The organism is Stenotrophomonas sp. YJH_SMC_135 (assembly GCF_059372355.1).
Window position 1 is genome coordinate 391850 of the sequence record NZ_JCAFVN010000002.1, and the last position, 14553, is coordinate 406402.

At 66.9% G+C, this 14553-nt stretch carries 13 protein-coding genes; 5 read left to right on the forward strand and 8 right to left on the reverse strand.

Annotated elements, in window-relative coordinates; translation table 11 throughout:
- Window positions 1-11 precede the first annotated feature (11 nt).
- From atpD to AC5P98_RS08405, 3 genes are all read left to right on the forward strand, one after another.
- Entirely contained in the window at window positions 12-1418 is a 1407-nt protein-coding gene (gene atpD / locus AC5P98_RS08395) for a F0F1 ATP synthase subunit beta (protein ID WP_005419510.1), read from the forward strand.
- Between the two features lie 113 nt (window positions 1419-1531).
- Window positions 1532-1954 (forward strand): F0F1 ATP synthase subunit epsilon, encoded by a 423-nt coding sequence (locus AC5P98_RS08400; protein ID WP_005419509.1) that lies wholly within the window; start codon window positions 1532-1534, stop codon window positions 1952-1954.
- 72 nt (window positions 1955-2026) lie between these two features.
- On the forward strand, window positions 2027-4240 hold the full coding sequence (locus tag AC5P98_RS08405) for a putative glycosyltransferase family protein (protein WP_049419161.1): 2214 nt from the start codon (window positions 2027-2029) through the stop codon (window positions 4238-4240).
- Between the two features lie 13 nt (window positions 4241-4253).
- On the opposite strand, the gene AC5P98_RS08410 is transcribed toward AC5P98_RS08405, so the two are convergent.
- Entirely contained in the window at window positions 4254-4637 is a 384-nt protein-coding gene (locus AC5P98_RS08410) for a GtrA family protein (protein ID WP_049404178.1), read from the reverse strand.
- An 83-nt stretch (window positions 4638-4720) separates the two neighbouring features.
- Here AC5P98_RS08410 and glmU point away from each other — a divergent pair, with 83 nt between their 5' ends.
- Window positions 4721-6088: a bifunctional UDP-N-acetylglucosamine diphosphorylase/glucosamine-1-phosphate N-acetyltransferase GlmU gene (gene glmU, locus AC5P98_RS08415; protein ID WP_046432629.1), complete on the forward strand. Its 1368-nt coding sequence runs from the start codon at window positions 4721-4723 to the stop codon at window positions 6086-6088.
- Window positions 6057-6590, forward strand: coding sequence for a GNAT family N-acetyltransferase (locus tag AC5P98_RS08420; protein WP_049404180.1), 534 nt, complete (start codon window positions 6057-6059; stop codon window positions 6588-6590). Before glmU ends, AC5P98_RS08420 begins: the two co-directional genes overlap by 32 nt.
- Before the next feature lie 56 nt (window positions 6591-6646).
- Here the strand turns inward: AC5P98_RS08420 and AC5P98_RS08425 are convergent, their stop codons facing one another.
- The 7 genes from AC5P98_RS08425 to AC5P98_RS08455 all read right to left on the reverse strand — a co-directional run bounded on the left by AC5P98_RS08425 (window position 6647) and on the right by AC5P98_RS08455 (window position 14438).
- Window positions 6647-7999, reverse strand: coding sequence for a sensor histidine kinase (locus tag AC5P98_RS08425; protein ID WP_014648489.1), 1353 nt, complete (start codon window positions 7997-7999; stop codon window positions 6647-6649).
- Entirely contained in the window at window positions 7996-9342 is a 1347-nt protein-coding gene (locus AC5P98_RS08430) for a sigma-54-dependent transcriptional regulator (RefSeq protein WP_014648488.1), read from the reverse strand. The genes AC5P98_RS08425 and AC5P98_RS08430 overlap by 4 nt, the downstream gene beginning before the upstream one ends.
- 121 nt (window positions 9343-9463) lie before the next feature.
- The gene (locus AC5P98_RS08435) at window positions 9464-9835 is read right to left on the reverse strand and encodes a PDZ domain-containing protein (RefSeq protein ID WP_014648487.1); all 372 of its coding nucleotides are present in this window, start codon (window positions 9833-9835) and stop codon (window positions 9464-9466) included.
- Between the two features lie 16 nt (window positions 9836-9851).
- The gene (locus AC5P98_RS08440) at window positions 9852-11066 is read right to left on the reverse strand and encodes an ABC transporter permease (protein ID WP_014648486.1); all 1215 of its coding nucleotides are present in this window, start codon (window positions 11064-11066) and stop codon (window positions 9852-9854) included.
- Between the two features lie 21 nt (window positions 11067-11087).
- Window positions 11088-12389, reverse strand: coding sequence for an ABC transporter permease (locus AC5P98_RS08445; RefSeq protein ID WP_014648485.1), 1302 nt, complete (start codon window positions 12387-12389; stop codon window positions 11088-11090).
- A gap of 10 nt (window positions 12390-12399) precedes the next feature.
- Complete coding sequence (locus tag AC5P98_RS08450; protein ID WP_014648484.1) at window positions 12400-13125, reverse strand: ABC transporter ATP-binding protein; 726 nt, start codon at window positions 13123-13125, stop codon at window positions 12400-12402.
- A gap of 35 nt (window positions 13126-13160) precedes the next feature.
- Window positions 13161-14438, reverse strand: a complete 1278-nt coding sequence (locus AC5P98_RS08455) for an efflux RND transporter periplasmic adaptor subunit (RefSeq protein ID WP_032961233.1) — start codon at window positions 14436-14438, stop codon at window positions 13161-13163.
- Window positions 14439-14553 lie beyond the last annotated feature (115 nt).

Here is a 14553-nt window from a genome sequence, read left to right on the forward strand (position 1 = left end):
AGGATGCAGCAATGAGTCAGGGCAAGATCGTTCAGATCATCGGCGCGGTCGTCGACGTCGAATTCCCGCGTGAATCGGTGCCGAAGGTGTACGACGCACTGAAGGTGGAAAACACCGAGATCACCCTCGAAGTCCAGCAGCAGCTGGGCGACGGCGTGGTGCGTACCATCGCCCTCGGTTCCACCGACGGCCTGAAGCGCAACCTGGTTGCCGTCAACACCGGCCGTGGCATCTCGGTGCCGGTCGGCGCCGGCACCCTGGGCCGCATCATGGACGTGCTTGGCCGTCCGATCGACGAAGCCGGCCCGGTCGCTGCCAGCGACAACTGGGAAATCCACCGCGCTGCGCCGTCGTATGAAGACCAGTCCCCGGCCACCGAGCTGCTGGAAACCGGCATCAAGGTCATCGACCTGATGTGCCCGTTCGCCAAGGGCGGCAAGGTCGGCCTGTTCGGCGGCGCCGGCGTCGGCAAGACCGTCAACATGATGGAACTGATCAACAACATCGCCAAGGCGCACAGCGGTCTGTCCGTGTTCGCCGGCGTGGGTGAGCGTACCCGTGAGGGCAACGACTTCTACCACGAAATGAAGGACTCCAACGTCCTGGACAAGGTGGCGATGGTGTACGGCCAGATGAACGAGCCGCCGGGCAACCGTCTGCGCGTCGCCCTGACCGGCCTGACCATGGCCGAGTACTTCCGCGACGAGAAGGACGAAAACGGCAAGGGTAAGGACGTCCTGCTGTTCGTCGACAACATCTACCGTTACACCCTGGCCGGTACCGAAGTGTCGGCACTGCTGGGCCGCATGCCGTCCGCCGTGGGTTACCAGCCGACCCTGGCCGAGGAAATGGGCGTCCTGCAGGAGCGCATCACCTCGACCAAGAACGGTTCGATCACCTCGATCCAGGCCGTCTACGTTCCCGCGGACGACCTGACCGACCCGTCGCCGGCGACCACCTTCGCCCACCTGGACTCGACCGTGACCCTGTCGCGTTCGATCGCCTCGCTGGGTATCTACCCGGCCGTCGATCCGCTGGACTCCACCAGCCGCCAGATGGATCCGCTGGTCATCGGCCACGAGCACTACGACACCGCCCAGCGCGTCCAGCAGACCCTGCAGAAGTACAAGGAACTGAAGGACATCATCGCCATCCTGGGCATGGACGAACTGTCCGAAGAAGACAAGCAGGCCGTGTCGCGCGCCCGCAAGATCGAGCGCTTCTTCAGCCAGCCGTTCCACGTGGCCGAAGTGTTCACCGGTTCGCCGGGCAAGTACGTGCCGCTGAAGGACACCATCCGTGGCTTCAAGGCCATCGTCGATGGCGAGTACGACCACCTGCCGGAGCAGGCGTTCTACATGGTCGGCGGCATCGAAGAAGCGGTCGAGAAGGCCAAGAAGATGGCCGAGAAGGCCTGATCCGGGACGGGCGGGAGCGATCCTGCCCGACCTGACGCCCGCGCCGGGCAACCGCCCGCGCCGGTGGACCCCCACGGCGGCATTGCGCCGCCGCGAACAGCGAAGAGATTTGCATGAGCACGATCCGTTGCGACATCGTCAGCGCCGAGCAGGAAATCTTCCGTGGCGAAGCGACCCTGGTCGTGGCCACCGGTGAGCTGGGCGAACTGGGCATCGCGCCCAAGCACGCGCCGCTGATCACCCGCCTGAAGCCGGGCAAGGTGGTGGTGACCACGCCGAACGGCGAGCAGCTGGATTTCGCCATTTCCGGCGGCATCCTGGAAGTGCAGCCGCAGGTGGTGACCGTGCTGGCCGACACCGCGATCCGCGCGCAGGACATCGACGAAGCCTCGGTCCGCAAGGCCAAGGAAGAAGCCGAGCGCATCCTGGCCAACCGCGGCGAAGCGATGGAAGTGGCTGAAGCCCAGCAGAAGCTGGCCGAAGCCGTCGTCCAGCTGCAGGCGCTGGAGCGCCTGCGCAAGAATCTCAAGCACTGAGGTTCGCGCGTCATCAAGCACAAGCGCCGGCTAGCTGCCGGCGTTTTTGTTTGTTCGCCACAGGAGCAGGGAATGCAGCACTACTCGACAGCGATTGAAGGCGGCAGCTGGCAGCGGCCGTGGCGCACACCGGCAGGCGTGTTCCTGATTGCGTGGATCGTTCTGTGCCTGCCATGGCTCAGTGGCATCAAGACCATTCCCTTTGATGCCGTGCAGCAGTTCTTCCCGGCGGTCAGTTTCAGTGCCGAGCAGTTGCGTCACCTGCAGGCCCCCTGGTGGAATCCGTATCTTTACGGTGGCTACCCGCAGGTGGCCGATCCGCAGATGATGACGCTGCAGCCGACGATGCTGCTGCCGATGCTGCTGGCGCCGGGCTCCCTGCACCTGTTCACGGTGGTGGTGCTGCTGCATGTGCTGGCAGGCGGCCTGGGTGCACTGCGGTTGAGCCGCGTGCAGGGCATGCCGCCGCCGGCGCAGCTGCTGTTCGCACTCACGCTGATGTTTGGTGGCGTGGCCGCGTCGCGCCTGCAGCACACGCCGATGGTCATCAGCTACTGCCTGCTGCCCTGGCTGTGGCTGGGCCTGGAGCAGGTCCGCCGGCGGGGACGGATGCGCGACATCCTGCTGGCCGGTGTGGCCGGCGGGATGTGTGCGCTTCAACTGACCCAGGTCACCTATTTCATCATCCTCGCGTGCGTGATCTACGCCGTGGCTGCTGTCGTGCTGGCACAGGGGCAGCGCATGCGCCTGCTGTGGCAGCTGGGCGTGGTGGCCATTCTCGCCGGTGGTGTCAGTGCGCCGCAGTGGCTGTCCACGCTGGCCTGGCTGGACCAGACCAATCGCAATGGCCTGACGCTGGAAGCCGCGCTGCCGGGTGCCATCCACTGGCAGACACTGGTGACACTGCTGTCGGGCAACGTGTTCTCGCAGGGGCGCGGCGACAGCTGGGCCTTCGGTGATATCAGCGCCGATTACCTCTATGTGGGGGCAGTGCCGCTGGCGCTGTGGCTGCTCTGGGGCGGTGAGGTGCTGCGGCGCAAGCCGGCGGCGACGCGCGTCGCGCTGTGTGCGCTGACGCTGGCGATCATGGTCGCGGTGGGTGGCGCCACGCCGCTGTTCCCCTGGTTGTTCGGCTGGCTTCCGGGGCTGGACCTGTTCCGGCGCCCGTCCGATGCGCTGTTCCTTACCGTGCCTGCGGCGGCGTGGCTGGGTGCCAGTGCCCTGCAGGTTGCCCTGCAGCGGCAGCCATTGCGATTGCATCGGGTGTCCGTGGCGGTCGTCGCAGTGCTGGGCGCGTGCGCTGCGTGGCTGGCGATCGATCATGGTCATCCGCTCGCTTTCGCCTGGCTTGCGGTCAGCGCCGCGCTGGGCGTAGCCGCTGTGTGGGTGCTGCGCCGCCACCAGTCACCTGCGCGCTGGGTGCTGGCGCTGGTGCTGTTGGACCTGCTGCTGTTCAACGTCGGCACCAGGTTCAACGCGGGCAGCGGCACAAAGTCGGTGCTCACCGCCGATCGTGCGGGTCCTGCGCAGCGCGCCTATGCGCTGCTGGCGGCAGAGCGGCATATCGGCATACCCGAGCGCGCGGTGGTCTTCGGCATCGGCGGACTCACCAACGGCGCGGCGGTGCATGCCATTGCGCTGGCAAACGGCTACAACCCGCTGCTGGCAAGCGACTATCTGCAGATGACCGGGATGCCGGGCGAGCCGGTGGATACCTTCCAGCAGAAGGTCCCCACTGCCTGGATGCCAGACACCGCTGCTCCCCTGTACGACCTGCTGGGCGTGCGTTGGCTGCTAGCCCAGGAGCCGTTCCCGGGCTCCAGCGCGCAGGGCGACCAGGTGGAACTTGCGCGGCGTGACAGCGTGCTGCCACGGGTGCTGAATCCGCGGCAGGTGCGCCGCCATGAGGAGCGTCTACCGCCTGCGCCGCTGTTCAACCAGACCGATTTCAACCGGCAGCTATGGCTGCCGGCAGCCGCCAGCAGCCACTGTGCCGAACAGGATGCCGGCGAGGCCACGGTACAGGTGCTGCACTACCAGCCGGGACGCATCGAGCTGACGGTGGTGGCCGACGATGCAGCATGGGTGGTGATCAACGAAACCACCGGTCGTGGCTGGCAGGCGCAGCTCGAGGATGGCCAGGTACTGCCGCTGCTGCGCGGCAATGGCCTCTTCCATGCGTTGTGCGTGCCGGCCGGGCAGCATCAGGTGCGGTTGCGCTACAGCGCGCTGCAGCTGTGGCGTGAGGGACTGGGAGCGCGCCTGCGCCGTGACGGTGATCGCTGACCGCTGACCGCGATCAGCGGTACACCACATGGCGCATCAACAGGAACGACACGCACGCCAGCCCGCCTTCCACCAGTGGCTTGGCCAGCCAGGTGTACTGCAGGCCCAGCGCGTGGTCGACCAGGCTCACCAGCAACGTGCTTGCCGCGGTCAGCAGCAGCCACAGCCCGAAGAAGCGTACAAAGCGCCTCCAGCCCAGCTTGTGGGTGCCGGCCTCGGCAAAGGTGTAGCGGCCGTTGAGCCAGAAGCCCAGCAGCATGCCGGCCAGGCGTCCGGCGACGTTGGCCGGTGCGACCGGCATGCCAAGCGCGGTGGCGACCACGAACACCAGCCAATCGACCAGCAGCTGCACGAGCCCGATCACGAGGTAGGCGCTTCCCTGGCGGACAAGGCTCATCGGCATGGTGAAGGAGGAGGGATGCCCATGTTAACGGCGTACGCTCTAGAATCGTCGGCAACGAACCACGGACTGCCGTTCCCATGACCCAAGCCCTGCACGTCATCATCCTCGCCGCCGGCGCCGGCAAGCGCATGAGGTCGGTGCTGCCGAAGGTGCTGCAGCCGGTCGCCGGCCAACCGATGCTGGCGCACGTGATCGATGCGGCCCGCGAACTGCAACCGGCGGCCATCCATGTGGTCTACGGCCATGGCGGTGAGGCGGTGCGGCAACAGTTTGCCGACCAGCCCGACCTGCAGTGGGCTGAACAGGCGCAGCAGCTGGGTACGGGCCACGCGGTGGCGCAGGCGATGCCGCAGGTGCCGGATGCCGTGCAGGTGCTGGTGCTGTACGGCGATGTACCGCTGATCCGCGCGCAGACCCTGCGCGATCTGCTGGCGCAGCCAGGGCGGTTGGCGGTACTGGTCGCCGAGGTTGATGACCCGACCGGTTACGGCCGCGTGCTGCGCGATGCCGAAGGCAAGGTGGGAGCGATCGTCGAGCAGAAGGACGCGACCGACGACCAGCTGCGCGTGCGCACGATCAACACCGGCATCATCGCCGCGGAGTCGACCGCGCTGCGCCGCTGGCTGTCGCAGCTGTCCAACCGCAATGCACAGGGCGAGTACTACCTGACCGACGTGTTCGCGTTTGCCGCGCATGAGTACACCCCGGCCGAAATGGCGCTGGTGGCCGACGCGCAGGAAGCCGAGGGGGCAAACGATCCCTGGCAGCTGTCGCAGCTGGAGCGTGCCTGGCAGCATCGCGCCGTGCGTGCGCTGTGCGCACAGGGTGCACGCGTGCGCGACCCGGCACGACTCGACATCCGTGGCACCGTCACCGTGGGCAGTGACGTGCTGATCGATGTCGATGTCGTTCTCGAAGGCAACATCGTGCTCGGCGACGGCGTTACCATCGGTCCGTTCAACCGCCTGAAGGACGTTACTCTCGGCCCCGGTACCGAAGTACGCGCGCACTGTGATCTGGAGGGTGTGGTCACCGAAGGCGCGGCGCTGGTCGGTCCGTTCGCGCGCCTCCGCCCAGGTACCGTGCTGGCCGATGGCGTGCACGTCGGCAACTTCGTCGAAACCAAGAAGGTCACCCTCGGCGTCGGCAGCAAGGCCAACCACCTCACCTATCTGGGTGATGCGGTGATCGGCAGCAAGGTGAACATCGGTGCCGGCACCATCACCTGCAACTACGACGGCGTGAACAAGTCGACCACCACCATCGGCGACAACGCGTTCATCGGTTCCAACAGTTCGCTGGTGGCGCCGCTGACGATCGGCGAGGGCGCGACCATCGCTGCCGGTTCGGTCATCACCCGCACCGCCCCGGACGGCAAGCTGACACTGGCCCGCGCACGACAGGAAACCATCGATGGCTGGAAGCGCCCGGTCAAGAAGTCCTGAGCCACGTATTCCGCATGCCGACGAGCTCGGCGTGCTGCTGGCAATTGAACAGCGTGCCGGCGAACTGCTGAAGGATCACGAAGCCCATCCGGTATTTGCCGGCCACGGCCTGGATCTGCCGACGCTGCAGGACGGCCTTCAGCGGGGCCAGCTGTGGGTTGTGGATGGCCCCGGCGGCGACATTGCCGGCTACCTGCTGGGCGGCGAGCTGTGTGGCGAGTTCCATGTCCTGCAGATGGATGTGGACCCGGCGCACGCGCGTCGTGGCCATGGCCGCGCATTGCTGCGGCACGCCTTGGCGCAGGCCAGGGCCACCGGCTTTGCTGCAGCGGTGCTGACCACCTTGAGCGATGTGCCATGGAATGCAGCCTTCTATGCCAGCGAAGGGTTCGACGTAGTGCCTGAGGCTGAGTGGAACGACGGCCTGCGCGCCGTCATGGCCGAAGAGGCTGCGCTCGGGTTTCCGATGCACCTGCGGGTGGCGATGCGGCGGACCTGGTAGGTGCCGGCCCTGGTCGGCACATCCGCGCATGGCGTGGAGCTACCCGATCGGCCCGCTCAACCCACCGGCAACAGGATCGACACGCACAACCCGCCATCGCCGCGGTTCTGCAGCGACACGCGGCCACCGTGCGCTTCCACGATCTCGCGCGTCAGTGCCAACCCCAAGCCGGTGCCGTTGCGCTTGGTCGAATAGAACGGCATCAAGGCGTTCTGCAGCACCTGCTCGTTCATGCCCTTGCCGCGATCCAGTACGTCCAGGCGCAGCCATTGCGGCAGCCGCGTGAGTTGCACCTGTACGTCATCGTTGGGCGGATCGGCCTCGGCGCAGGCTTCATGCGCGTTCTTCAGAAGATTCAGCAATGCCTGCCCGAACTGCGCGATGTCGATGCGGCTGCTCAGGTCCTCGTCCGGCTCGCGTTCCATGGTGAACGGGATCTGCTGGCGCAGGCTGGACAGGAACGGCGCCCAGTGCACGGTCTGCAGTTGCGGCTGCGGCAGCTTTGCGAAGCGTGCATAGCCACGGATGAAGCCTTCCAGGTGGCGTGCGCGGTCCTCGATGGTGGTGAAGATCTCCGGCAACCGGTCGAAGCGTTCGCGCTGCACCAGCACGCCACCGGAGTGGGCCAGCGAGGCGATCGGTGCCAGTGAGTTGTTGAGCTCGTGGCTGATCACCCGGATCACCTTCTTCCACGTCTGCACTTCCTGGCGGCGCAGTTCGGCGGTGAGCAGGCGTACCAGCAGCAGGTCGTGCGGACGGCCGTTGAGCTGGAAGGCGCGGCGCGACAGGTGGTAGACCTGCTCGTCATCCTCGTCGCCGTCCTCGCCCTCGGCATGCACCGCGAACAGGCTGTCGCCGCCACGGGCGATGGCATCGCGCAGCTCTACCGGCACCTGTTCCAGCACCTCTTCCAGACGCTGGCCTTCCAGCTTCCAGCCGCCATGCAGCAGCTTGCGCGCAGCCAGGTTGGAGAACACCACGCGGGCGATGCCATCGCCGCCGGAGGCAATCAGCAGCATGGCCACCGGCGTGTTCTGCACCATGGTGTCCAGCAGCAGTTCGCGCTGCACCAGGCCCTGCCGCTGTTCGCGCAGCACATCGCCCAGCTCGCGGTGCGCCTGCACCAGGTCGCCCAGTTCGTCGTTGCCCGGCCAGTACACGCCGAAGTTGTACTCGCCGTCGCGGTAGCTGCTGGTGGTGCCGGACAGTGCACGCATCAGCGAGCGCACCGGTGCGGTGGCACGGCGCAGGGTCCACCACATCAACGCCAGCAGGATCACGGCCGACGCCGTGGTCACCACCCAGCCATGGTTCATCCAGTACGCCAGCAGCCACGGCAGCGCAGCGGCCAGCGCCAGCACCGGCAGCAGGCGCAGGAACAGGCGGAAGGTGAACGAGCGCCGCTTCATTCGCGTGGGATGCCGTGGCGGTCCATGCGCCGGTACAGGGCCTGGCGGCTCAGGCCGAGTTCGGCAGCCGCCTGGGCGATGACGCCGTGGTTGCGTGCCAGCACGTCCTCGATGCGCTCGCGGTCGGGATCGTTGCCAGCGCTCGGTGCGGGTCGTGGTGCCGGTGCGGTGCGCGGCAGGTTCAGGTCGGCCACCTCGATGCGGTTGCCGGTCGCCAGCAGTTCGGCACGCTGGATCACGTTGCGCAGTTCGCGCACGTTGCCCGGCCACGGGTGCCGTTGCAGGGCGGCACTGGCGGCACTGGACAGCGGCTTGCCGGCCGTCAGGAAACGCTCGGCCAGTGGCACGATGTCGCCCGCGCGCTCGGCCAACGGCGGTAGTACCAGTTCCACTGTATTGAGGCGGTAGTAGAGATCTTCGCGGAACGTGCCGTCGCGGATCATCGCCGGCAGGTCGGCATTGGTCGCGCTGACCACGCGGACTTTGACCTGGCGTTCGCGATTGGAACCCAGGCGCTCGAAGCGGCCGGTTTCCAGCACGCGCAACAGCTTCATCTGCCCGCCCAGCGACAGGTTGCCGATCTCATCCAGGAACAGCGTGCCTCCGTCGGCGGCTTCGAACTTGCCCTCGCGTGCCTTGTTGGCGCCGGTGTAGGCGCCGGCCTCGGCACCGAACAGTTCGGCCTCGATCAGCTCCGACGGCAACGCGCCGCAGTTGACCGTGATGAACGGACCCTTGGCCACCAGTGAATTGGCCTGGATGATCTGCGCGATCTTCTCCTTGCCGGCACCATTGGGACCGGTGATCAACACCGGCAGCTCGGAGCGCGCGACCTGGCAGGCCAGGGCGATGACGCGCTCGCTGGCCGGATCGGCGAAGACCGCACCGCACAGGTCGTACTTTTCTTCCAGCGCATTGCGCTGGCGCAGCTCACGGCTGCGGCGGCGGTCCAGTTCGCGCCGCGCCTCGGACAGCTCCAGCAGGTTGTTGACCGTGGTCAGCAGCTTGCGGTCGTCCCAGGGCTTGGCCAGGTAGTCGGCGGCGCCGGCCTTGACCAGGTCCACCGCGCTGCTCAGGTGGGTCCAGGCCGTCAGCAGGATCACCGGCAGGTCCGGGTGGCGTGCGCGGATCTGTGCGAACAGCGCTTCGCCCTCCTCGCCGGAGGTGGTGTCCTCGCTGAAGTTCATGTCCTGGATCACCAGGTCGACCGGCTGCGACTCGAGCAGGGCCAGCCCCTCGGCCGGGCTCTGCGCCTGCAGGGTGTCGATGTCGTGCAGGGAGAACAGCACGTCCAGTGCAGTGCCCACACTGGCGTTGTCGTCGATGATCAGGATCGAAGGCATCAAGCGGTTCTGCAGAAAGGGATGGGCGGCGCCGATGGAGCCGTGTTCGTGTCCATACGCCGGGAGAGCCCGGCGCCACCCATCAAGCATAGCCAAACCCGTAGCCGTCGGGGCGGCGGGCTCAGCGTCGGGGCGGCGGCGGTGGTGGTGCTGGCGGAGGCGGGGCGACCAGCGCCCTGCGCCAGGCAGCGGCGTCCACCGCGACCGTCAGTTCCTGCCTGTCGCGCTGCAGCAGGAGATAGGCCCTGGCGGCGCTTGAACGCCGCAGGGCCTCGGCAAGATGCTCGATCCTGCGTACGGTGGTGTCATCCACCCGCAGGATGCGATCGCCGCTGCGCACGCCGAAGCGGGCTTCCGGGCCGGCGGCTTCCACGCGCACCTGGCCTTCGCTCGAACGCAATGCCAGGCGCGCATCGTCCTGGCGCCACTCCAGTGTCTGCGAGCTGCCACCGCCGGCCAGTGCCGGCAGTGGCAGGAGCATCATCATCAGCATCCAGCGGATACGCATCTCATGCGCCCCGCGTGGCAACCGCAGGCGGTACCGCTGCCGCGCGCCGGGCCGGCCCGAACACCGCGATCTGGCCAAGCACCCACAGCAGCAGTGCGCCCAGCGGCAGGTAGTGCAGCGGCATGCGCGGCAGCTCGTACATGTTCATCAGTGCCAGGTTGATCGCATAGGCGGCCAGCATGCCCAGCACGATGCCCAGCGTGGCCAGCAGGAAGTTCTCGGTCTGGAAGTAGCGCAGGATCTGCCCACGCGTCGCGCCGAGCGCGCGACGGATACCAATCTGCTTGCTGCGCTGCTGCACCCAGAAGCTGGCCAGGCCGATGATGCCCAGTGCGGTGACCACCAGCAGCGAGATGCACACCGTGATCAGCAGCCCGACCATGGCCCTGTCGTTCTTGAAGTAGTCATTGCGCTGCGCCTCATAGGTCAGCTTCTCGCGCACCAGCCGGTTGGGGTCGTTGCGTTCAAGCGCGGCGATCGCGCCCTTGAGTACTTCCTCGCGCCGTTCCGGAGCGGTGCGCAGGACGTACGGGCCCTGGGTGAAATCGGTCCGCACAGGCAGCACCATCGACAGCGTGGTGTTGTTGTTGTAATCGGTGGGCGTGGCCAATGACGCGACAATACCCACCACGTGCAGTGGCTGCTTGCCCATGTAGAACGTCTTGCCCAGTGCGTTCTCGCCGGGGTACAGCCTGTCGGCGAGCGTGCGGCTGATGATCACCGAGGAGGCGGTATTGGTGGAGGCGTTCTTCTGTGCATCCTCGACGTTGCTGTATTCACTGGGCTGGAAGTCGCGGCCGGCGGTCAGCTGCAGTCCAAGCGTGGACAGTCCACCTTCGCCGAACATGTACATGGTGACGAAGGCGGTCGGACGTTCCTGCTCCTGCTTCAGCGAAACGCTGGTATTGGAGGAGTTCGGGCGGAACGGCAGCTGGTTGACCTTCGCGGCGGCGGTGACCCCGGGAACGGCGCGCAGGGCGGACAGGTCCTCCTGGGTGCGGGCCTGGCCATTGGTCTGCTTGCCGATGCCGCTGACCCGGACGAACACCAGCTCGTTCTCGGCCAGGCCGCTGGTCTGGCTGATCCGTTCAACGCGCTGGGTGACCAGGAACAGGGCATTGCAGACGATGGCGCAGGTCAGGGCGACTTCCAGCACGATCAGGGCGGCGGCTGTCTTGTGCCGGCGCAGGGTGCTGAGGATGGGGCGGATATCCATGGGAGGTCCTCGTACTCGTGCTTACTGCGACTTGAGCTGGATGGCCGGGGTAACCTGCATCGCGCGCCAGGCGGGCAGGAAACCAGCGGCGAGGCTGGCGAACAGGGTCAGGCCAATGGCCAGCAGCAGCATGCTGCCGTCCAGGTGGGCCAGGCTCGCGTAGTCCACGGGTTGCTGGCGCACCGCATACAGGCCGAGCAGGGCCAGGCCGATGCCGAGCACGCCGCCGGCAACGCCGATCGCACCGGCTTCAACCAGGCATTGCAGGAAGATCTGCCCACGGCTGGCACCGAGGGCGCGGCGCACGCCGATCTCGCCGCTGCGGCGCAGGAACTTCGCCAGCAGCAGGCCCACCGTGTTGACCAGGCAGACGCCGAGAAAGCCCAATGCCAGCCACATCTGCAGGCGCACGTCGCTGGGCACGGCATTCTTGAACGTCAACCACTCCATCACCGGGCGCAGGCGCACGTTGGTGGGGCGCTCGAAACGGCCCGCTGCGCGCTGCTGGTCCGAGTAGTTGGCCAGGTAGCTGCGGTAGTCCTCGACCTTGGCCGGATCCAGCTCCACCCAGTACTGGATCCAGCTGCAGGGCGCGTTGATCGAGTTGCTGCTGCCATCCGGATTCTCGCCGAAGCAGTTCATGTTGCCGTTGCTGCCGAACTCCAGGTCCATCGCAGTGGAAAACGGCACCAGCAGGTCTTCATCCTTGCCGTAGTTGCCGGTGGTCAGATCGAAGAAGTGGGGTTCGGGATTCCACTTCTTCATCACGCCGATCACCCGCAGTGAATGGCCACTCAGGCGGATCTCGCGACCGGTGCTGTCGGCACCCTGGAACAGCTTGTCGTTGATCGCTTTCGACAGCACCACCACCCGGCTGCGATTGTCATCATCGCTGCTGTTCCAGGCACGCCCGTACTGCATCGGCACGTCGAACATCGGGAAGAAATCGGCCGACGTCCAGCGCGTATCCACCGAGAACGGCTTGAGCGTGCTGAGCTCCGGTTCCACCGTGCCGCCGCCCGCGCTCATCATCGCCTGGCGGATGCCGCGCTTCTCGCGCAGCAGGGTCTCGGCGTCGCGCCGTGTCATCTGTTCCTCAGGCTCCTCACCCGGGGTATAGCCGCCGCGCGGGCGCGGATCGACCTGCACGTAGAACAGCTGGTCGCTCTTGCCGGGAATCGGGTCGCCGGACAGCACGTGGAACACCGTCAGCGTGGTCATCGAGGCACCGATGCCGAGCGCGATGGCGACCACCATCAGTGCGGTCAGGATCTTGTTGCGGCGGAAGCTGCGTACCGCCAATCGGGTGTAGTAGGCGAACATGGGAGTGCCCTCACTCGTTGACGGCAACGATGTGGCGCGGCGGGGTAGCCAGCACCGGTTCGCGCACCAGGTCGGTCACCTGGCCATCGACGATGTGCACGTTGCGCTGCGCGCGCGCGGCCAGTTCCGGGTCGTGGGTGACCATCACGATGGTGGTGCCGGCGGCATTGATCTCCTCCAGCAGTTCCATCACGCCGCGGGCCATCTGCGTATCCAGGTTGCCGGTCGGTTCGTCGGCCAGCAGCAGGCGCGGGCTGCCGGCCAGCGCACGCGCGATCGCCGCACGCTGCTGCTGGCCGCCGGACAGTTCGTTCGGGTAATGCTTCATGCGTGAGCCCAGGCCGACCTGGGTGAGCGCCTTCTCGATGCGTTCGCGGCGCTCGTTGGCACTCATCTTCCGGTAGCGCAGCGGCACGTCGACGTTGTCGAACAGGTTCAGGTCGGGAATCAGGTTGAAGCCCTGGAAGATGAAGCCGATCTTCTGGTTGCGCAGGCGGCTGCGGGCGTCATCGCCCAGCGTGCTCACGTCCTGGCCGTCAAGCAGGTAGGTGCCGCTGGTGAAGGTTTCCAGCAGGCCGGCGATGTTGAGGAAGGTGGTCTTGCCGGAGCCGGACGGGCCGGTGACCGCGACGAACTCGCCTTCCTTGACCTGCAGTTCCAGCGAGCGCAACGCGTGGGTTTCCACCTGTTCGGTGCGGAAGACCTTGGCGACCGAACGCATTTCGAGCATGTACATGGGGTGTCCTCTCTCCAGGATTCAGGTATCGGGTATCAGTTGACGGAGACGCGTTCGGCGTCCTTGAACAGGTCGCTGCCGGAGACCACGATGCGGTCGCCCGGCTGCACACCCGACTTGATTTCCACTTCGCCCAGGCTGCTGACGCCCAGTTCCACCGGACGCCGCACCGCGGTGCGGCCATCCATCACGTAGGCCACGCCATTGCCCTGTTCGACGAACGGGCCGCGCTCGACCTTCAGCACGTCCTTGCGGGTATCGAGCAGCACGCGCACCGACATCCGCTGGCTCTGGCGCAGGCCTTCCGGCTGCGCGCTGGCGAAGCGCACGCGGGCGTTGACCTCGCCGTTGACCACTTCCGGCGACACCGCGCTGATCTCGCCCGGGAACGGCTTGCCATTGCCGCCGGTCAGCTGCGCCGGCATGCCGATCGCCAGGTCGCGGGCGAAGCTCTCCGGCACCTTGATCTCGACCTCGAACTTGGACAGGTCGACCACGCCCAGCACCGGCGCGTTGGCAGCCAGGTTGGTGGACTGGACCGCCTGCACCTGGCCGACCTGGCCGTCAAACGGTGCGCGCAGGGTCAGTGCGTCGACCTGGCGCTGCACTTCGGCCACCACGGCCTTCTGGCGGTCGGCCAGCAGGCGCTTGTTGCGGGCATCCAGGTCGGCGCCCTGGCTCTGCAGGCGCGCATCGGTGGTGGCGTTGGCCAGGGTGATGTCGGCCTTCTTCAGCGAGTCCTTGGCCTTGGCCAGGTCGATCTGTGGCACCGCACCGCCGTCGTAGCCGCGCTGGAAGCGCTGCAGGTCGCGGTCGGCGGCCTGGCGCTCGATGGTGGCCTGGTCGGTTTCCTTGCGCGACTTGGCGCGGGCCAGGGTGGCGTCCAGCGCGGCACGGCTGGCCTCGGCTTCCAGGCCGGCCAGGGTGGCCTGTTCCTGGGCCAGCTTGCTGCGCAGTTCCGGGCTGTCGATGACCGCCAGTTCCTGGCCCTTCTTGACCACGTCACCGGCGACCACTTTCAGGTCCACGGTGCCGGCCGAGATGGCGTACAGGATCGGGCTGTTGGCGGCGATCACCCGACCGTCGGCGGCGATGTCGCGGACCAGGTCGCCGCGCTTCACTTCGGCGATGCGCACCCGGCTGCTGTCGAAGGAGCGGCTGGCATTGGACCAGGCATGCACGGCCCAGCCGATGCCGGCCAGCAGCACGATGGCGCCCAGCGCCGGCCAGCGGTAGCGCTGCCAGTTGACGCGGGTGGCGCCGGCGGGGGCGGAGGAAACGATCTGGTCCTGTGCGGAAGTGTCGCGGATCATCGGGTGCGTGCCTGACGGTGGTAGCCAGTACCAAGCACGTAGCGTGCCAACTTTATTTCCTTTCAGTTCAACAGGTTGGGCGGGCCGCTGGAGTGTCCGGGTGTCCGCGGACACC